Source organism: Janthinobacterium sp. P210005 (assembly GCF_036231865.1).
Classification (GTDB): Bacteria; Pseudomonadota; Gammaproteobacteria; order Burkholderiales; family Burkholderiaceae_D; genus Janthinobacterium; species Janthinobacterium kumbetense.
This window is the reverse complement of sequence record NZ_JAZARC010000001.1, coordinates 20197-37868: the sequence shown is the minus strand read 5'-3', so window position 1 is coordinate 37868 and position 17672 is coordinate 20197. Positions and strand designations below refer to the sequence as shown.

Genomic DNA, 17672 nt, shown 5'->3' with positions numbered 1-17672 from the left:
CAGTGTCGAGCGATGCATGGCGGCAGCCGGCGCGGCAGCCGCCCAGACGGCTAGGCGCGCGGCGACGCTGGGCGCGAGCGGGCGTGCGTGAGCGCGTGCATGCCTGTACGCAGGGCAAGCAGGCAGGCATCGCCGAATAGCGCCGCGCCGCCATTGATGCGCCGGCGCAATATCCGGGCCGCCATCCGGTAGCGGCCGGAGCGGTACAGCTGCTTGATCAGCCCGCGCGCGGTTGGCGCATGCATTATGGCATCGTCGCACTTGCGCAGGTAATCGGTCAGTTCCGTGTCGTCCAGCACTTCGCCAAAGTTGAAAAAACCATGGAAACCGAACGTGGGGCCGGCCGGCATGATGCCTTCGAAGGCAAAGCTGGAAGCCAGGCCCGCATCGGCGAACCGCACGCCGAACTCCTCGCGCAGCCGGTCGCCATGCAATTCGCAGATCGCATAGTCCTCAGGATGGGGTTGCGTAATGGCCAGCTGCGGCAAGATGTCATACAGGCGCCGCGAACGCAGCGAGAAGCCGCCATTGCCGACGGCCACCGGGCGATGCGACCACGGTGCGCCGATATAATCGCAGTCGAGGAAAGCGCTCTGCCATTGACGCGCATCAACGATGAAACTGTCCCACTGCATGACGAGCGCATGCGTGCCGCTGAAATGGGCGCCGAGCTCATGCACCATGAATGCCGAATACGCTTCCACGCTCTCGATGGGGGCGATCAGCACCTGGCGTATATGCGGGGGCAAGTCATGCAGGCGGGAAGTGAACAGCAGGCATTCCTTGAAATCGGCGCCGGCCAGGCAGCGCTCGATGGCAAAACTGGCCAGCTCGGGATAACGCGTTTCCACGCACACCAGGCTGATGTCGCGGAGGTCCAGCTTGTCTTTATGCATTACAGGCTTTTCATCGAATGTAGGCGGAAGGCATGCCAGGCGCGGGCATGGCATATTTTGCAACGCCCGCATGATACAGCGCAAACGGGAGCGGGACAAGTGGCATGGAGCATGGCCGCCCGGCCCGGGCGGCGCGCGAGCGGCTCAGCGGCCCATGCCGCGCCGGCGCAAGCCGAAATCATGGCCCACCACCAGCAAGGTGCTGGCCACCAGGCTCGACAGCCCCACGATCAGCTGGATCAACTTATCGTCAGGCAAGATCCACAGCGCCCCATCCGGCGTCTCGCAACCCGTGGCTGCGCTGATCAGGGGAGAGACCCAGGCCGCGTCCGGCGTCACGTCGAGCACGACGGCGCCGTCGGCGCTCGTCTGCATATAGATATCGCCCCCTTCGGCCAGGGTAAAGCAGATGCCCACGCCCGTTTCCGTGGCGCGGATATTGTCCTGCATGCTGCGGTTATGTTCTTCGATCCACACTTCCACGTCGTACGGCGTTTCCAGGTGCTCCCACGGACGGGGACGGAAACGGGGACGTTCGTCCGCGCCGGCGGGGGTATCGGCGGGGGTATCGGGGATGTTGCTGTCTGCTGCGCCTTGCATGCTCGTTGACCTTTTCTGCGGTGATGCGGCGGGACCGGTTGCCTGCCAGCCGCCATTATCCACCGTTCGCGCCACGCACGGTATTCCCACAACGAATCCATCAGAAAAACTGACAGCTATCGACTTCAAACATCAGAACACCTGACTTAAAATATGCGCCATCTCTTCTTTACAGGCTTTACATGCAAGGCATCAAACGCAAAATCGTCTACGTCACCGCCTTTGAAATCATCGGCATGGCCATTTCCACGGCCTGGCTGACCCTGCTTTCGGGCGAGTCGCCCACCAGCACGGGGCCGCTGGCGATCATGATCACCACCATCGCCGTGATCTGGAATCTGCTCTACAACACGGCCTTCGAATACTGGGAAATCCGCCAGGTGTCGCGCACGCGCACCGTCTGGCGCCGCATCCTGCACGCGATCGGCTTCCAGATCACCCTGGTCATCTACCTGATCCCGCTGATCGCCTGGTGGCTCGATATCAGCTTGTGGCAAGCGTTCGTGCTGGACTTCGCGCTGATGCTGATCATCCCGTGCTACAGCTTCATTTTCAATTACTTCTTCGACGGCCTGTTCGGCGTGCCCCTGTCGGCGCAGCAGCCGAAGGAAGAAGCCACTGACGTTCAAGCTGCTTCGCTGAGCAACTGAAGAAAGGACCGCGCCGCCATGCCCAGCGGCCGGTCCTTCATCCACACCAGGTGGATGGGCACGACCAGGCCATTGCCCGTATTCTTGAACGCTACGCAACGCACCCGCCCCGCCGCCAGAGAATGCTGGATGGCCGAGGCGGCAAAGTTGCCCCATCCCAAGCCCGCTTCCACCATGGCCAGCGCCATCGGCAAGCTGTCCGTGCGCCAATAGGACAGCCCCACTACGGGGCGCGCATCGGCCAGGTCGAGTTCGCGGCTGGCGACGATGATCTGGCGCAAATTCACCAATTCCTCGATATACAAGGGCTGACCCGCCGCGCTGGGCGGATGCTGGGTGGAAATAATCGCCAGCAAGGCATCGCTGCCCACCAGCTGGAACTGTTCTTCGTGATTGATGCGCCCGCCTGCGAAAGCCATGCAGGCGCTGATGCGGCCCCGGTGCAGCATGTCGAGCACATCGTCCTGCGGCGCCGTCAGCACTTCGATGTCGAGCAGCGGATGGCGCTGCGACAGCGCGCGCACGGCGGCCAGGAAAGGCGTATGGTCAAGCTCGGCCGCGATGCCCAGCGAAATGCGGCTTTCCAGTCCCTGCGACAATTCCTGCACGTGCAGGTGCAACTGTTTCAACTGCTCGGCGATGAGGCGCGCGTGGGGAAGCAGGGCCAGCGCGGCCGGCGTGGGCACGGCTTCGCGCGCGCCCCGGTCGAACAGGGTGATGCCCAGTTCCGCCTCGATATTGGCCATCGCCATGCTGACGGCCGACGGCGCCCGCCGCAAGGCGCGCGCGGCGGCCGAGAACGAGCCGCCGTCGACGACGGCCAGGAACAGTTCGATGTTATGGCTGGAGAGTTTCATGGGAAGCTGGAAACGGGCGGCGCTTTTCCGCCGCTGGCGATAGAATGAAAGAAATGTCAACAGCAGGAGGAGCCATGACTCGTCCACTTCCCTACCGCCGCGGCGGCTATGTCTCGGAATTCACGCGCTTCATCGACGGCTATCTGCGCGAGCATCCCGAGGCGCAAGCGAGCCAGCGCCTGGGCTGGCGCATTTACTGGGAACGCCCCGTGAATTTCGACGCATGGCGGCGCGCCGGCAACGACAGCGTGCCGGAACCGCCGTATCACTATGACTAGCGTGACTAGCGCTCAGTGCTAACGCTTAACCCTTCCAGGTGCGCTGCAGGCCCGTATCCGCATGGATCCAGCCGCCACGGGGGCCGGAGCGGTAATAGAAGCCCACGCCGCCCTGCTTGAAGCTGCGCACGAGCGAACCGAGCACTTCCGCGTTCAAATTCGCCACGCGGATGTCGGCGGCGCGGCCCGAGATGTGCAGCGACTGGCGCGCGGCCGGCACGCCCGCTTCGCGCAGGCGGCTGTTCGACTCGGCCGTGCGGTAGCCCGACAAGATTTCCAGCGGCTGTTCGATGCCGTAGCGGGCCACGAACGCCTGCGTGCCCCACAGGGTTTCCAGCAGTTTCGGGTCGATGGGCGCCGTCTTCTTGCCGTTCACGTCGCGCAGCAAGTGGCACAGTTCCTGGTAGGCGGAATCGATGACTTCGCCATCTTTCCAGTACAGCAACCTGGCTTTTTCATTGCTGGCCGGACGCACCACTTCCAGGGTGCGGGGCTTGAGCCAGAATTCCAGGTCCAGCGCCTGCGCGTCGAAGATGTCGGGAGGCGGTTCCATCTCGGTGATGGCCGGGCGCTGCTGCGAGGTGATCGAGCGGTCGATGCTGGCCAGTTGCGTCGGCTGGGGCGGCACGCCCGTACGCGGCGCGCGCGGCTTGGCGCTGGCCGAAGCGGAGGCGGGAGCGGCCGTGCGCGAGGCGCAGCCGATGAGAGGAGTGGCAACCAGGCCCAACGCGGCCAGGCCCATACCGTGGTGTAGAAAATTTCTGCGCGATGCCATAGTCAGTCCAATATAACGATGGGAATACTATAGCGTATTGTGCTGCGAAGAAAAACCCTCATTTTCTATCGTCTCTGCCTGTTTCTCACGTATTTTCCGCTGAGCTGGCTTAAGCGGGAAACCGCTCACGCGGCGGCGCCGGCGGCCGCGTCCTGCTTTGCCTGCGCCAGCGCCGTCAATGGCTTGTCGAGCAGATAACCCTGGGCCACGATGGGCAAGCCCGTGATGGCGGCGACGCGCTGCAGCGCAGCCAGCGCGGCCGGCGTGTCGAGGCGCTTGAAGACGACACGGATTTTCGCCGCATGGCACAGGGTGACGAAGCTGGCGACGGCCTGCTCGTCGCTGAGGTTTCCCGCGTCGAGCTTGAACGCATGCGGGTGCAAGCGCTCCAGCATGCCCGTGGCCTCATGCACGCTGGCCACGTTGATGGCCAGGCGGAAACCATTGCGCCGGTAATTGTCGGCCACATAGTTGAGCAGCCAGCCCTGGTTTGGCGTGACCGTCGGCAACTGCAGCACGATGCGCTCGATGGGCAAGCCCAGCGCGTCGAGGATGCGCTGGAAGGCGTGGCCGTGATTGCTGCTGACGGCGCTCAACAGGCGGTCATGCACGTTCAGGTACAGGTCGGCCTGCTCCGCTTCCGCCTGCCGGAAAAAATTAATGGCGTGCAACATGCGGCACAGCCGGTCCAGCTCCACGGATTCATCGTCGCTGGCCGCATGGTCGAGCAAACGCCACAGCGACAAACCCTCGTCCGCCTTCGACACGCTGCGCGCCAGGCCCTCGAACGCCACCAGCTTGCCGCTTTCGAGTTCGCGCAGCGGCTGGAAGGCGCTGGTCATGGTGCAATTGAAAAAGCGCCCCAGCGCCCTGCCCTCCCCGTCGAGCCAGACGCTGGTGCCGGCCTGGGTTTGGTGCGACAAACGGGCCAGGTAGTTTTTCAGGACGGGAAATGGCATACGTGCTCCTTCATCGGGCTGCGCCAGCTGCCCTGATGGGGAAGGCGGCGCCAAAGTGTGCAGAGTAAGGCAGCGCCAACCAAAGGAGAACGAATGGTTTCGCCATTTGATATGCGTCCAGCATATATGGCCGCAACAACGGACAGCGCATAACGATAGTCGGAAACATTCGTTCCGGCGGCCTGTCCCGGCCTTTACTGTGGGCGTGTACCGATACCATCAGGAAGGGCCGCCATGTGCCAGTTACTCGCAATGAACAGCAGCAAGCCAGCGGCGCTGGGATTTTCCTTTGCCGGCTTTGCCGAACGGGGCGGACGCACGGACGAGCACCGCGACGGCTGGGGCATCGCCTATCATTCCAGTAGCGGCTGCACCTTGCTGACGGATCACCTGGCGGCCATCGATTCGCCGCTGGCGGCCCGGGTGCAGCAGCATCCCGTGAAAGCGAAAAACATCGTCGCGCACATCCGCAAGGCCACGCAAGGCCGCATCGCGCCGGAAAACACGCACCCGTTCGCCCGCGACCTGTGGGGCAAGACCTGGTCCTTCGCCCACAATGGCGACTTGAAAACGTGGCGCGCACCCGCCAATGCGCACTACCACGCCAGCGGCGACACGGACAGCGAACAGGCGTTTTGCCACTTGCTGGCCCGCTTGCGCACGCAGTTTCCCCTGGGCGAACCAGCGCGCGCCGACTTGCGCGCCGCCATCGGCGAAGTGGCGCGCGAGATTGCCGCGCACGGCACCTTCAATTTCATCCTGTCGGACGGCGAACTGCTGTTTGCCCACTGTTCCACGCATTTGCACTATGTGATCCGCGAATACCCGTTTTCCGTGGCGCAACTGATCGACTGCGAGCGCAGCATCGACTTTCGCCAGCATAATCACCTGGACGACCGCATCGCCGTCATCGCCACGCATCCATTGACGCAAAACGAGGATTGGCTGGCGTTCGCGCCCGGCGAACTGAAACTGTTTGCCTGCGGCACCTTGCTGCCGGCAAACGATAGCGCGCAACAAGGCGTGTATATCCAGATCAGTTACTGAAGGGAAATATTCAAAGGGAGGAAATGGCCCGCCGCCGGATGGGCGGGCTGAGGTGCAAGACCGGCGTCAGGCCGAATTGCAGTTGCAAAAGCGCTTGCGCTTGGGGTCGCCGCTGGCGATGCCTGCGGGGTCAATCTGTTTCCAGCAAAAAATCGTTTCCACGCCATACGGCGAGCGCACATTGCCCGCCTCGACATACCCTTGCTTGACGAAAAAGGCCTGGCTGCTGGCCGTGCTGTGCAGTTGCAGGGCCTTGATGCCCCACTCGCGCGCCTGCGCTTCCAGCTGCTCCACCAGCGCCTTGCCGGCGCCGCGGCCTTGCGCCTCGGGCAGCAGGTAGCACAGGGCCAGCTTGCCGGCGCGCGTCAGCAAGCCGACGCCGACGACGGCGCCCGCCTCGACTGCGACCAGCGAAAAATTGGTGGGCGACGCGAACCAGCACGCCACCATCTGCGGTGTTTTATTACCCAGCCAGGCTTCCAGGATGGCCGGATCGTCCCGATGATCGAGGCTGCAGCATTCGACGATGGAGCGTCGTAATACGTTGCACGCCTCGAAAGCGTCGGTCGATGTTGCAATACGAATTTCAAGACTCATGTACGCTCACAAAATATTCCAGTTGCCGATGCAGGCGGTTTTACCCCTGTATCGTGCGATTCGACTATACACCAAGCGGCGCTTTCGGGTTTTTTGCCGCACGCCACGGACCGGTTTTGCCTATGGCGCCATGCGTGCAGACTAAGTGCTGATGCGCATCTTGCCCACGAATGTTTCCAGAAATCGATATATGTTTTTTAGCGCAAACGGGAATCGAATCTAAGAGCCTATCCCCGCAGGGAGCGTCTTCTGCTGGCAGCGCATCAGGAGCGCGGACAAGGCGTGAGGAGGACGCGTGGCGAGCCACGCGACGACGAGCAACGCAGTCCCCGCTTCTGAGGGGCGCCAGCAGGGGATGTATTCATCTGCTGGGATAGGCTCTAAGCATATTACGAAAAATTCGTTTCTTTTCCGGCCGGAATTTTAGACTATGTCTATCTATTCTCACAACAAGAGTTCAACATGACCCATTCCAACGCCGTATCGACTGCCGCAGCAACGCTCACCCAACGCTCGCGCCGCTGGTTCCTGGCCAGCGCCCTGGCCGCTTCCGCTGCCGCCATGAGCCTGCCGATGGCCGCCAGCGCCGCCGAACCGGTGGTCTTGCTGAACGCGTCCTACGACGTGATGCGCGAACTGTTCAAGGACGTGAATCCCGCATTTATTGCAGATTGGAAAGCCAAAACGGGCGAAACCATCACCATCAAGCAATCGCACGGCGGCTCCAGCAAACAGGCGCGCTCCGTCGCCGATGGCCTGGAAGCATCCGTCGTGACCATGAACCAGGCCAATGACATCGACATTCTCGTCGACCGCGGCCTGGTGGTGGCCGACTGGGCAAAGAAATTCCCGAACAATGCGGCGCCGTTCTACTCGACCATGGTGTACCTGGTGCGCAAAGGCAACCCGAAACACATCAAGGATTGGGACGACCTGGCCAAGCCCGGCATCAAGGTCATCGTGCCGAACCCGAAAACCTCGGGCAATGGCCGCTACACCTATTTGGCGGCGTGGGGCTATGCCGTGAAAAAAGGCGGCAGCGAAGCGCAGGCGCGCGAGCTCGTTACCAAACTGTTCAAGAACGTGCCCGTGCTCGACGGCGGCGGCCGCGGCGCCACCACCACCTTCACGCAGCGTGAAATCGGCGACGTGCTGGTGACGTTTGAAAACGAAGTGCAATTGGTGCGCGCCGAATTCGGCGACAACTTCGAAGTCGTGTATCCAAGCATCTCCATCCTGGCCGAGTCGCCGGTGGCCGTGGTCGACAAGGTCGTCGACCGTCGCGGCATCCGCAAGGAAGCCACGGCTTACCTGCAATACCTGTACTCGGAGCCAGGCCAGGAACTGGTCGCCAAGCACTATCTGCGCCCCCGTTCGGCGGCAGTGGCGAAGAAATACGCAGCCAGCTTCAAGCCGATCACCCTGTTCACCATCGATGACGTCTTTGGCGGCTGGAAACAAGCGCAAAAGAAACATTTTGACGATGGCGGCGAGTTCGACAAGATTTATCAGAAGTAAGCTTGCGCCACATCAATAAAAAAACCGGGACGAGTCCCGGTTTTTTTATTGCCGCCGCCGCGTCACTGCTTTTTCAGCAGCAGCTTGAATTGCGGCAGCCAGCGCCCGTCCACCAGCATCTCGCTGGCCGCCTCGTAGGCATCGCCCGACGGCGTCCAGCGCACGCGGTACGTCAGCGCCTTGCCGCTGGCGCCCACGTATTGCGTGGCAGGAAAATCGAGGCCGCCGTCCGCCGGCAGCATCGTGCCGCGGCTGTAGCCGCCGCTGTTTTCCACATACAGAAAGGCCACCTTGCCTTCGGCGGCGTCGTGGTAATACGTGGTTTCGCCCACGTAGTCGGGCTTGCCGGGACTGCGCACCGTGTGCACGTCGCGCAGCATCCGGCCGCCATACAGCCACTGGAAACAGTGCTCATCCGTCTGCTTACCACCAGGAAACTCTCCCTTCCAGCAATGCCCGGCCAGGAAAGCCATCGGCTGCAGGGCAGCGACCGGTTGCGCCACTGCGGCAGAGGTGGGCAACAGCAGGGGCAATAACAGGAACGACAGCAAGCATGGACGCATGGCAAACCTCCGCGTGGATAGACGGACGAGTATAGGCGAATAATATGCTTGCGGCGGCATCCGCGCACCATTTCCGCATATCGATATGCGCATCGATTCGTGGTCAAAAGCGCGCGCGCGCCGTACTCTGGCCATGTCGCGCCGCACGGCGTATTACGGGTACAAAGGAAATATCATGGCTATCTCGGAAGTGAATGTACGCAACCAGTTTCGCGGCAAGATCAAGGAAATCATCTTTGGCCCCGTGGTGTCGGAAGTGGACGTGGAAACGCCGCACGGCATCGTCACGTCGGTGATCACCTCGCGCTCAATCAAGGACCTGGACCTGAAAGTGGGCAGCGAAGTCATCGCGCTGGTGAAATCGACGGAAGTGTCGATCGCCAAGATCCAGTAAGCATCGCCTGTCCATGCGCCGCGCCGTTGCCATCTGGCAACGGCGCGTACGTCAGGGCTTGATATACACATAACCTTCCTGCGCCTGCAGGCGGCTCAATTCGGCCACGCCCGACGGCACGATGACGGCTTCGGGCAGCACGCGCTGGCGGTCGATATTGCGTCCTTGCAAGGTGTTATTGCAGACGCGAAAACTCACTCCCCGCTTGACCAGCTCGCGCACCGCCACGTCATACGGAGTGCCCTGCTTGTCGATGGCGCCGTCGAGCAGGAAGTCGATGCCGGGGCCGTGGGCGACCAGCACGATGGTCGCCTGCGGGCTGGCATCGAGGTGGTTGCGGATGTTCCTCAGCGCAGCCGTGGCATTGCTGGCGTCATTAACGTGATACACGACCTTTTCCTCCTTCTGCGCCCCGTGGGCGGCAGTACAGGAGAGCAAGGAAAGAAGGATGGCGGCGAACCAGCGGCGTAGAATTGTCATGAAAAGTCCATATGGTGGCAGATTAAAAACATTGCCATCATATCAATCCCTGAACAAATAGGTAAACGTGCGGCTGACGGGCAGCTTTTCCGTGCTGCCGCGCAGCAGCACCTGCATGCGCTCGGCGTCGATGCGTTCGGCCGCCTCGATGGCTTTCACGTTGACCATGGTGCCGCGGTGGATTTGCCAGAACTGTGCGGGATCCAGCCCGCCCAGCAAATCCTTCAGCGGCGTGCGCACCAGCGCTTCCGAGCCGGCCAGCACCACGCGTGTGTATTTGGTGTCGGCCTGGAAGAACAGCACGTCGTCGATGTCGATCAGGCGGATCTGCTTGCCTACGCTGGCCTTGATCCATTTCAGTTTTTCGCGCGGCGGCGCCGGCAGCGCCGCGCGCAGCGACTGCAGCAGATGAGCCATGTCGGCCGGCTGGGCGCCCAGCTTGTCGCGCAGCCGGGCCAGCGCCCGCTGCAAGCGCTCGGCCTGCACGGGTTTCAACAGATAATCGACGGCGCCCGCGTCGAAGGCGTCGACGGCATACTGGTCATACGCGGTGACAAATACCACGTGCGCCCGCGTGCCGATACGCTCGGCCACTTCCAGGCCCGACAGGCCCGGCATGCGGATGTCGAGGAAGACCACGTCCGGCTCATGCTCGAGGAAACCGTCCCAGGCATCGTTGCCGTTTTCCGCCACCAGCACGATGCGCGCCTCGGGCCAGGCCAGCGCCAGCATCGTTTGCAGGCGCTCGCGCATCAGGGGTTCGTCTTCGGCGATCAGGATGGTGGCATTCATGCGGCGGTTTCCTTCAAATCCATCGGCAACACGATTTCGGCGAGCACGCCCGCTTCCTCGCCATTTTGCACGTGCACGCAGGCAGCGGCCGCGGCCAGCTGCAGCCGGCGGCGCACATTTTCCAGGCCCAGGCCGCCTCCGGGCGCACTCGCGGCGCCCAGGCCCACGCCGCTATCCTGCACGCGCAAGCGCATGGCGCCGTCCCCGTCCAGCACGGCCGAGACGACGATCTCGCCGCCCCGCAGCGATGGCTCGATGCCATGCTTGATGGCGTTTTCCACCAGGGTCAGCAAGATCATGCTGGGCACTTGTATCTGCGCCAGGCCGGGCGGCAAGTCGAGGCGGAAGGACAGGCGCGCGCCCAGGCGTACCTGCATCACTTGCAGATAGGCTTGCACCACGTCGAATTCCGTTTGCAGGGGCACCTGGTCGGCGCGCATCTCGGCCAGGCTGGCGCGCAGGAAGGCGATCAGGTTGGCCGTCAGCGCGGCCGCCTGCGCCGCCCCGTGGGCGCCCTGCTCGGCCAGCTGCTGCACGGCGCCCAGGGTATTGAACAGGAAATGCGGTTCGATTTGCGCGCGCAGCAGGCGCAGCTGCGATTCGCTCAGTTCGCGCGCCAGGCGGTCGCGCTCGGCATCCTGCTGCAGTTGCAGGGCCAGCGCCTCGTACTGGCGGTTGCGCCAGAGCACGACGATAGTCATCGGCACCATATACACCAGCCCGGCCGTCAGCGCGGCCCAGCCGCCCACGCGCGCGCCCCGCTCGAGCGCCACGCCGATGGAAGCATGACCTTCCAGCATGGCGCGCAGCACGCCGATCGCCACACCGGCCAGGGCCGGCACCAGCAGCAGCAACAGTACCTTGAGCTTGCGCTGCGCCAGCTTGCGGTAATTGAACCAGACCCCCAGCACGCCCCAGGCCATCGCCAGGCCCAGGACATTGCTGAACACCACAGCCTTGGCCCAGCCGACCTTGTCGGGCAGCAGCAAATGCAGCACGACGCCGATGCAGCTGAACAGCAACATCAGCCTGGCCGCCGCCAAGTAAAAGCCGGCGCCCCGGTACTTGAGCATGAAGGCGTGGAATTGCTGGCGCTCGATCGGCGTCAGGGTGATGAGCCGCAACGCCACCCAGCGCCGCCAGCCAGGCGGCAACTGGGCCGCCGTGTCCGGATGCGCAAGCACCCTGAGGGTTTCATCGTCGTAACAGCGATACCATCCGGCAAATTTTTCCCACATGCTGCGTTCTCCTTGTCGTGTCAATCAGGCATGAACGCAGTCTACGGCGCCCCTGTTGCAGGGCATAGCGTGGGGCGACGAAGCACGAAGCGGCAGGCATCAACGACGAAGCGCGCGGCGCCTGCCGGACCATGGCTGCCAATATTGCTGAAATAATACGAAGTTTCCAAGACGAAATCAATAATCGCGCAACAATTTTCACTACGGCAAGAATAGCCCCGTTTATTTGCCAAATTGGCCGCTACACAGCCTGTGGCGCCCTTATCCCGTAGACATCGCTTGATCTTTAATGGTATTGTTTAAGCTTGGCAAATATTGCCTCCGAGATACACGCCGCGTCCCTGCGCGGCCCGCTTCCGGATTTGCGCGCAGCGCCCACGATGGCGCCCCAAAACTGCTTTCCCACATACAATCCCATGCTCAAAAAAATGTTCGCCGCGGTGCTGATGACGCTTTCGACAGCGGCCATCGCCGTGCCCTTCGGTTCCCAGTCGATCCTGGTGGTCGAAGACGGCACAGGCAAAGTCTTGCTTGAAAAAAATTCCAACGTGGTGGTGCCCATCGCCTCGCTGACCAAACTCATGACGGCCATGGTCGTGCTCGACTCCAAGGCGAATATGCAGGAAGAGATCAGCATCGACCGCGAGGATGTCGACACCTTGAAGCACAGCACCTCGCGCGTGCCCGTGGGCGCCACCCTGAGCCGCCACGACGTGCTGCAACTGGCGCTGATGTCGTCCGACAACCGCGCCGCCGCCTCGCTGGCGCGCACCTTCCCCGGTGGCCCGACGGCGTTTGCCGTGGCCGTCAACGCCAAGATCAAGGCCCTGGGCATGCGCCAGACCGTGATCGAGGAACCGACGGGTTTGTCGCCGAACAACCAGTCGACGGCGGCGGACCTCGTCAAGATGGCCGTGGCCGCCTCGCATTACCCGGAAATCAGCCGTATCACCACCGATTCGAAGGACGTGATCCAGATCAAGGGCCGCGACGTGGAATACCACAACACGAACCGCCTGGTGGGCGCCAAGGGCTGGGATATCGGCCTGTCGAAGACGGGCTACACGAATGAAGCGGGCCGCTGCCTGATCATGCGCATCAAGTCGGCCGGCAAGTTCGCCACCATGATTTTGCTCAACGCGCGCGCCAATTCCGTGCGCGCCATGGACGCCGTCAACATCCGCCGCATGCTGGCGGCCGAGAACGGCATCGAAGAACCGAAGGTGATGCGCGCTTCCGTCAGCCGGCACAAGAAGGCGCCGGCGAAGCCTGGTAAACGCCGCCGCGCAAAATAGTTATTTCGCTTGCCGGTTGGTCATCACCACGCCGGCAATCGTCACCGCCCCGCCCACCAGCATCGAGACGAGCACGGGTTCGCCCAGCAACCCCGCCGCCAGCACGATGCCGAACACAGGCACGAGGTTGTTGAACACGGCCGTGCGCGACGGGCCCAGCGCTTTCACGCCTTCGTAATACCAGACAAAGCCGATCACCGTGCCGAACACGCCCAGGTAACCGATGGCGGCCCACACTTGCCAGCCAAAGCTGTGCCACGGCACGGTCGGGAATTCCACGGCCGCCCCCACCAGCAAAAAGGCCAGGCCCCACATCGATGCATACGTGGTGGCGGCAATCGGAGACAAGCCCTTCAGCGCGACCCGGCCGATCAGGGTGTAGGCGGCCCAGCTGGAAATGCCGCAGAACATGAACACTTCGCCCATGCCGATGCCGCCGCCCGTCCCGTGCAGCACGCCGGCCAGATCGCCGCGCGTGATGACGATGGCCGTGCCGCAAAACGCCAGCATGATGCCGAGCCACTTGAAGGAACCGAGCCGTTCGCGGAACAGCATGGCCGAGGCCAGCGCCGTGACGATGGGATTCAGGGCTACGAACAGGGCCGTGCGTCCCGCCGGCATGCGCGACAGGGCCGCCAGGAAGCACAGGTTATATAAAAAGATGCCCGTCAAGCCCAGGGCCGCCGTCGTCGCCAGCTGCTTGCGGTCCAGGCGGGGCAAGCCCCCTTCCAGTTTCCAGGCCAGCACGAGCAGCAACAGCACGGCCACGCCGAAGCGGCCGCTGGCGGCCGTCATGGGCGGCATCTGCTGCGCCAGCACGCGCCCGGCGATAAAGGTGCCGCCCCAGAACAGGGCGACGAAGATCAGTTTGATGTAGACGAGCGGCGACTGCACGGCGAGCAGCGGAGCCTGGGGTACGGCGGAAGAAGACATGGGATATCCTGTAAAGCCGCTTGTGCGGCGAGTGGTGTGCGTATATATTAATACTAATATCAACTCATGAAATAATGAGTAAATACTCATAACTCAACAAAACCACACCATGACCTTCACGCAACTGGAAATTTTTACCCTGGTGGCCGAACTGCACGGCTTTTCCGCCGCCGCCGCGCAGCTGGGCATCAGCCAGTCGGCCGTCTCGCATGCATTGAAGGCGCTGGAAAAGGAGATGGGCGTGGACCTGATCGTGCGCCACCAGGCCTCGGCCGAACTGACGGACGTGGGCCGCCAGCTACTCGTGCGCGCGCGCGAAATCCTCGGCCTGTCGGAAGCCATGCGCCAGGAAGCGGCCGACGTGCTGGGTCAGCGCCAGGGCAGCCTGCGCATCGGCTCCTTCGGCCCGACGTCTTCCTTGAATCTGCTGCCGGCCATCACGGCGCAATTCCGCCTGCGCTATCCGGGCATCGACCTGCGCATCGACGAAGGCGCCGACCATGAGGTGGTGCAGTGGATACGCGAGCGCAGGGTCGATGTCGGCTTCGTCGTGCTGCCCGACGAGCGTTTCGACACGGCGCCGCTGGTGGAAGACCAGATGATGGCGCTGGTGCCGCGCAGCCATGCGCTGGCCGGCGAAACCGCCATCACCCTGGCGCAGCTGTGCGAGGGGCCGTTCATCATGTCCGAGGCGGGCTGCGCCTGCCTGATCGAACCGCTGTTCGCCAACGCGGGCTTGCAGCCGCACGTGCCCTACCGCATCAGCCAGGTGATCACCATCCTCGACATGGTCAGCCGCGGCGACGGCCTGTCCATCGTCGCCGAACTGGCCCTGCCGCAGCGCCTGCGCGAGCAGTATCCGGAGCTGGTCGCCCTGCCGCTCAATCCGCCCGTCAGCCGCAAGGTGGGCCTGGCCGTGCGCGACCGGCGCCAGAACACGCCGGCCACCAACGCCTTTTTCGAGGTGGCCAGGCAGATGGCGCCGACCCTGGCGCCCCGGCGGGTCTAAACACGACTTAAAAAGTCTCCCACTCCTCGGACTGTTCCGTCTTGCGGGCGGCCGCCTTGGCGACAGGACGGCTGGCGATGCGCTGCACGACAGGTGGGCGCGCCACCGGTTTGACAGGCGCCGGCGCCTGCCCCTCATCGAGCTTGAACACGCCCACCACCTGCGCCAGGGTGCTGGCCTGGTCTTGCAGGCTTTCCGCGGCGGCGGCCGCCTCTTCCACCAGGGCCGCATTCTGCTGCGTCACCTGGTCCATTTGCGCGATCGCCTGGTTCACCTGCTCGATGCCGGAGCTTTGCTCGGCGCTGGCGGCCGTGATCTCGCCCATGATGTCGGTGACGCGGCGCACGCTGTCGACGATTTCCTGCATCGTCGCTCCCGCCTCGTCGACCAGGCGCGCGCCCGAATCGACCTTGCCCACCGAATCGTCGATCAGCAGCTTGATTTCCTTGGCCGCGCCGGCGGAGCGTTGCGCCAGGCTGCGCACTTCCGTGGCCACGACGGCAAAGCCACGTCCCTGCTCGCCCGCGCGCGCCGCTTCCACGGCCGCATTCAAGGCCAGGATATTCGTCTGAAAGGCGATGCCGTCGATGACGCTGATGATGTCGACGATCTTCTTCGACGAATCGTTGATCGAGGCCATGGTATCGACCACCTGCGCCACCACTTGCCCGCCCTTGCTGGCCACGCCGGACGCCGATTGCGCCATCTGGTTGGCCTGGCGCGCATTGTCCGCATTCTGTTTCACGGTGCTGGTCAGCTCTTCCATCGAGGCGGCCGTCTCTTCCAGCGAACTGGCTTGCTGTTCCGTGCGCGACGACAGGTCCTGGTTGCCGGCGGCGATTTCCGAGGACGACACCTTCACCGATTCGCTGGCCGTGCGGATTTTCACGAGCACGGCGGCGATCTTGTCGATGAAGCGGTTGAAGGCGCCGGCGATCTGCGCCAGTTCATCCACGCCGGAAGCGTCGAGGCGGCGCGTCAGGTCGCCTTCGCCCGAGGCGATATCGTCGAGCGCATCGCGCACCAGTTCCAGGCGCTTGAGCATTTTAAAGACCAGCAGCGACAGCAGCAGCGCCGCCAGCCCCGTCAGCAGCGCGGCCGTGACGGTGGCCGTCGTCAGCATCGTCTGCAACGCTTGCATGGCTTCCTGCTGGTCCAGCACCACGGCCAGCAGCCAGTCGGTGCCCGCCACGCGCGTGACATACAGCTTGCCGTCACGCTCGTTCAAGCGCACGGCATCGCTCGTGCGCGTGCTTTCCAGGCGATTGACCTGCGCGGCCGACAGCGCGGCATCGAGTTTCGCCAGCGGCTGCAGGCTCAAGTCCTTGTTCGCATGGGCGATGATGGTGCCGCTCTGGTCGACGAGGAAGGCAAAGCTGTGCGGCGTCGGCTTGATCGCCACCACGTTGGCGATCACCGTATCGAGCAGCACGTCCGCGCCGGCCACCCCGCTCGGCGCCTCTTTCGGCCCGACGGGTGCCGTGAACGACACCACCAGCTTGTGGCTGGCCGCGTCCACATACGGCGGCGTGAGCATCGGCACGCCCGCCTTGACGGTGTCCGTGTACCAGGCGCGCGCCGTGGGATCGAAATCGGCCGGGCGGCCCGGATGGGTAAACACGGAGCGCTTGTCCGCGTAGCCGATGAACACTTCCGCAAAATCGCCGGCCTTTTCCGCGATCTGGAAGGCGCGCAGCGGATCGGGCGTCTCGGCGGACATGACGATGGACACCATGACCTTTTTCTTGCCATCGACCCATTGCGCCAGCACGGCCGACTGGCTTTGCAGCAGTTGCTGCATCTGCTGGTCCGACGACGCCAGCATGCTGCTGCGCGTGGTGACGTAATTGGCGACCGACAAGGCCAGCATGGACAGCACGACGATGGCCACGCAAATGAGTACCAGCCGCGTGCGAAGGGAAGACAACATGATGGACTCCTGGTTTTGATGTTAATGGAATGACACAGCGTTTTCGCCCTGCCACCCTGCCTTTGCATTTTCACACAAAAATTGGAACGATATTATCCAATATTCGGAATAATAAACATTCATTACATCAAAGCAACACCATCCAACATTGACGTCCTATTATGATTGCCTTATAGTTAATTTTTAAAGGGAGCGTCCATGCGTTTGCACCAAGTCATCCTGGCCTGCGCCAGCTTCGCCGCCGCCGGCGCCTTCGCCTCGCCGCAAGCGCCCGTGCCGGGCGCCGATTATCTGGTGCTGGCCACGCCGCAACCGGCACAGGCGGCGCCTGGCAAGGTGGAAGTGATCGAATTTTTCATGTACCACTGCCCCGCCTGCAACGCGCTGGAGCCTAGCCTGGCCCGCTGGGTCAAGGAGAATGCCGCCAGCGTGTCTTTCCGCCGCATCCATTTGCCGCACACGCCGGCAAATGATCCGGAAGCGCATTTGTTCCTGACACTGGAAGCGCTGAAGAAGGAAGAGGCGCTGCACGCGCAAGTCATGCACACCTGGCACGTGGAACGCAAGCGCCTGGCCAGCGACAGCGACAACCTCGATTGGGCGCTGAAAAATGGCCTGGACAAGGCCGCCTTCGAAGGCGCCTACCAGTCGTTTGGCGTGCAGACCAAGCTGAAAAACCTGCCCCGCCTGGCCGCCAGCTACCAGGTCGACAGCACGCCCACCCTGATCGTGGGCGGACGCTACCTGACCAATCCATCGATGGTCGCCGGCGCCAACCCGGGCTTGCCGCGCCAGGGCGTGGAGCAGGCGACCCTGCAAGTGGTGCAGGCGCTGGTGGCGAAGGCGAAGCTGGCGAAGTAA

The 17672-nt window shown here is 63.1% G+C and carries 20 protein-coding genes; 8 read left to right on the top strand and 12 right to left on the bottom strand.

Annotation, left to right across the window (positions count from 1 at the left end):
• Positions 1-50: 50 nt before the first annotated feature.
• Complete coding sequence (locus VPH40_RS00160; protein ID WP_251349177.1) at positions 51-896, bottom strand: DUF5672 family protein; 846 nt, start codon at positions 894-896, stop codon at positions 51-53.
• Between the two features lie 144 nt (positions 897-1040).
• Positions 1041-1496: a hypothetical protein gene (locus VPH40_RS00155; RefSeq protein ID WP_289915618.1), complete on the bottom strand. Its 456-nt coding sequence runs from the start codon at positions 1494-1496 to the stop codon at positions 1041-1043.
• Between the two features lie 182 nt (positions 1497-1678).
• On the opposite strand from VPH40_RS00155, the gene VPH40_RS00150 reads away from it, so the two are divergent.
• Positions 1679-2146, top strand: coding sequence for a PACE efflux transporter (locus VPH40_RS00150; protein WP_099664399.1), 468 nt, complete (start codon positions 1679-1681; stop codon positions 2144-2146).
• Here the strand turns inward: VPH40_RS00150 and VPH40_RS00145 are convergent.
• On the bottom strand, positions 2122-3003 hold the full coding sequence (locus VPH40_RS00145; RefSeq protein WP_099664400.1) for a LysR family transcriptional regulator: 882 nt from the start codon (positions 3001-3003) through the stop codon (positions 2122-2124). The genes VPH40_RS00150 and VPH40_RS00145 overlap by 25 nt on opposite strands.
• 74 nt (positions 3004-3077) lie before the next feature.
• Between VPH40_RS00145 and VPH40_RS00140 the strand changes: the two genes are divergently transcribed.
• Positions 3078-3281: a DUF3460 family protein gene (locus VPH40_RS00140; RefSeq protein WP_099664401.1), complete on the top strand. Its 204-nt coding sequence runs from the start codon at positions 3078-3080 to the stop codon at positions 3279-3281.
• A 25-nt stretch (positions 3282-3306) separates the two neighbouring features.
• Here the strand turns inward: VPH40_RS00140 and VPH40_RS00135 are convergent, their stop codons facing one another.
• Together VPH40_RS00135 and VPH40_RS00130 are read right to left on the bottom strand one after the other, a co-directional pair.
• Positions 3307-4056: a YcbK family protein gene (locus VPH40_RS00135; protein WP_435526471.1), complete on the bottom strand. Its 750-nt coding sequence runs from the start codon at positions 4054-4056 to the stop codon at positions 3307-3309.
• 125 nt (positions 4057-4181) lie between these two features.
• A complete protein-coding gene (locus tag VPH40_RS00130) occupies positions 4182-5015 on the bottom strand; it encodes an EAL domain-containing protein (RefSeq protein ID WP_289898379.1) in 834 nt (277 codons plus the stop codon).
• 234 nt (positions 5016-5249) lie between these two features.
• Between VPH40_RS00130 and VPH40_RS00125 the strand changes: the two genes are divergently transcribed.
• Positions 5250-6062, top strand: coding sequence for a class II glutamine amidotransferase (locus VPH40_RS00125; protein ID WP_328572295.1), 813 nt, complete (start codon positions 5250-5252; stop codon positions 6060-6062).
• 66 nt (positions 6063-6128) lie between these two features.
• On the opposite strand, the gene VPH40_RS00120 is transcribed toward VPH40_RS00125, so the two are convergent.
• Positions 6129-6659 (bottom strand): GNAT family N-acetyltransferase, encoded by a 531-nt coding sequence (locus VPH40_RS00120; protein ID WP_099402317.1) that lies wholly within the window; start codon positions 6657-6659, stop codon positions 6129-6131.
• Between the two features lie 462 nt (positions 6660-7121).
• Here VPH40_RS00120 and VPH40_RS00115 point away from each other — a divergent pair, with 462 nt between their 5' ends.
• On the top strand, positions 7122-8177 hold the full coding sequence (locus tag VPH40_RS00115) for a sulfate ABC transporter substrate-binding protein (RefSeq protein ID WP_099664405.1): 1056 nt from the start codon (positions 7122-7124) through the stop codon (positions 8175-8177).
• Positions 8178-8239: 62 nt separating this feature from the next.
• Here the strand turns inward: VPH40_RS00115 and VPH40_RS00110 are convergent, their stop codons facing one another.
• Entirely contained in the window at positions 8240-8740 is a 501-nt protein-coding gene (locus VPH40_RS00110) for a hypothetical protein (protein ID WP_328572294.1), read from the bottom strand.
• 175 nt (positions 8741-8915) lie between these two features.
• Between VPH40_RS00110 and VPH40_RS00105 the strand changes: the two genes are divergently transcribed.
• A complete protein-coding gene (locus tag VPH40_RS00105; RefSeq protein WP_034757699.1) occupies positions 8916-9134 on the top strand; it encodes a TOBE domain-containing protein in 219 nt (72 codons plus the stop codon).
• Between the two features lie 51 nt (positions 9135-9185).
• Here the strand turns inward: VPH40_RS00105 and VPH40_RS00100 are convergent, their stop codons facing one another.
• From VPH40_RS00100 to VPH40_RS00090, 3 genes are read right to left on the bottom strand one after another with little or no spacing between them, the layout of a single operon-like run.
• On the bottom strand, positions 9186-9614 hold the full coding sequence (locus VPH40_RS00100; protein ID WP_305059971.1) for a DsrE family protein: 429 nt from the start codon (positions 9612-9614) through the stop codon (positions 9186-9188).
• 42 nt (positions 9615-9656) lie between these two features.
• Positions 9657-10406, bottom strand: coding sequence for a LytR/AlgR family response regulator transcription factor (locus VPH40_RS00095; RefSeq protein WP_251349182.1), 750 nt, complete (start codon positions 10404-10406; stop codon positions 9657-9659).
• On the bottom strand, positions 10403-11644 hold the full coding sequence (locus tag VPH40_RS00090) for a sensor histidine kinase (protein ID WP_328572293.1): 1242 nt from the start codon (positions 11642-11644) through the stop codon (positions 10403-10405). The genes VPH40_RS00095 and VPH40_RS00090 overlap by 4 nt, the downstream gene beginning before the upstream one ends.
• A gap of 416 nt (positions 11645-12060) precedes the next feature.
• On the opposite strand from VPH40_RS00090, the gene VPH40_RS00085 reads away from it, so the two are divergent.
• The gene (locus VPH40_RS00085) at positions 12061-12939 is read left to right on the top strand and encodes a serine hydrolase (RefSeq protein WP_099668125.1); all 879 of its coding nucleotides are present in this window, start codon (positions 12061-12063) and stop codon (positions 12937-12939) included.
• On the opposite strand, the gene VPH40_RS00080 is transcribed toward VPH40_RS00085, so the two are convergent.
• Positions 12940-13872, bottom strand: a complete 933-nt coding sequence (locus VPH40_RS00080; RefSeq protein WP_328572292.1) for a DMT family transporter — start codon at positions 13870-13872, stop codon at positions 12940-12942.
• 109 nt (positions 13873-13981) lie between these two features.
• On the opposite strand from VPH40_RS00080, the gene VPH40_RS00075 reads away from it, so the two are divergent.
• Positions 13982-14881 (top strand): LysR family transcriptional regulator, encoded by a 900-nt coding sequence (locus VPH40_RS00075; RefSeq protein ID WP_328572291.1) that lies wholly within the window; start codon positions 13982-13984, stop codon positions 14879-14881.
• 7 nt (positions 14882-14888) lie between these two features.
• Here VPH40_RS00075 and VPH40_RS00070 read toward each other — a convergent pair whose 3' ends face one another.
• Positions 14889-16811, bottom strand: coding sequence for a methyl-accepting chemotaxis protein (locus VPH40_RS00070; protein WP_328572290.1), 1923 nt, complete (start codon positions 16809-16811; stop codon positions 14889-14891).
• Between the two features lie 198 nt (positions 16812-17009).
• On the opposite strand from VPH40_RS00070, the gene VPH40_RS00065 reads away from it, so the two are divergent.
• Entirely contained in the window at positions 17010-17672 is a 663-nt protein-coding gene (locus tag VPH40_RS00065; protein WP_251349187.1) for a thiol:disulfide interchange protein DsbA/DsbL, read from the top strand.

Coding starts and splice junctions, on each gene's coding strand:
- VPH40_RS00150 (WP_099664399.1), top strand. CDS start 1,679: ATGCAAGGCATCAAACGCAAAATCGTCTACGTCACCGCCTTTGAAATC.
- VPH40_RS00115 (WP_099664405.1), top strand. CDS start 7,122: ATGACCCATTCCAACGCCGTATCGACTGCCGCAGCAACGCTCACCCAA.
- VPH40_RS00160 (WP_251349177.1), bottom strand. CDS start 896: ATGCATAAAGACAAGCTGGACCTCCGCGACATCAGCCTGGTGTGCGTG.
- VPH40_RS00140 (WP_099664401.1), top strand. CDS start 3,078: ATGACTCGTCCACTTCCCTACCGCCGCGGCGGCTATGTCTCGGAATTC.
- VPH40_RS00100 (WP_305059971.1), bottom strand. CDS start 9,614: ATGACAATTCTACGCCGCTGGTTCGCCGCCATCCTTCTTTCCTTGCTC.
- VPH40_RS00065 (WP_251349187.1), top strand. CDS start 17,010: ATGCGTTTGCACCAAGTCATCCTGGCCTGCGCCAGCTTCGCCGCCGCC.
- VPH40_RS00085 (WP_099668125.1), top strand. CDS start 12,061: ATGCTCAAAAAAATGTTCGCCGCGGTGCTGATGACGCTTTCGACAGCG.
- VPH40_RS00080 (WP_328572292.1), bottom strand. CDS start 13,872: ATGTCTTCTTCCGCCGTACCCCAGGCTCCGCTGCTCGCCGTGCAGTCG.
- VPH40_RS00155 (WP_289915618.1), bottom strand. CDS start 1,496: ATGCAAGGCGCAGCAGACAGCAACATCCCCGATACCCCCGCCGATACC.
- VPH40_RS00090 (WP_328572293.1), bottom strand. CDS start 11,644: ATGTGGGAAAAATTTGCCGGATGGTATCGCTGTTACGACGATGAAACC.
- VPH40_RS00145 (WP_099664400.1), bottom strand. CDS start 3,003: ATGAAACTCTCCAGCCATAACATCGAACTGTTCCTGGCCGTCGTCGAC.
- VPH40_RS00105 (WP_034757699.1), top strand. CDS start 8,916: ATGGCTATCTCGGAAGTGAATGTACGCAACCAGTTTCGCGGCAAGATC.
- VPH40_RS00125 (WP_328572295.1), top strand. CDS start 5,250: ATGTGCCAGTTACTCGCAATGAACAGCAGCAAGCCAGCGGCGCTGGGA.
- VPH40_RS00110 (WP_328572294.1), bottom strand. CDS start 8,740: ATGCGTCCATGCTTGCTGTCGTTCCTGTTATTGCCCCTGCTGTTGCCC.
- VPH40_RS00075 (WP_328572291.1), top strand. CDS start 13,982: ATGACCTTCACGCAACTGGAAATTTTTACCCTGGTGGCCGAACTGCAC.
- VPH40_RS00130 (WP_289898379.1), bottom strand. CDS start 5,015: ATGCCATTTCCCGTCCTGAAAAACTACCTGGCCCGTTTGTCGCACCAA.
- VPH40_RS00120 (WP_099402317.1), bottom strand. CDS start 6,659: ATGAGTCTTGAAATTCGTATTGCAACATCGACCGACGCTTTCGAGGCG.
- VPH40_RS00095 (WP_251349182.1), bottom strand. CDS start 10,406: ATGAATGCCACCATCCTGATCGCCGAAGACGAACCCCTGATGCGCGAG.
- VPH40_RS00135 (WP_435526471.1), bottom strand. CDS start 4,056: ATGGCATCGCGCAGAAATTTTCTACACCACGGTATGGGCCTGGCCGCG.
- VPH40_RS00070 (WP_328572290.1), bottom strand. CDS start 16,811: ATGTTGTCTTCCCTTCGCACGCGGCTGGTACTCATTTGCGTGGCCATC.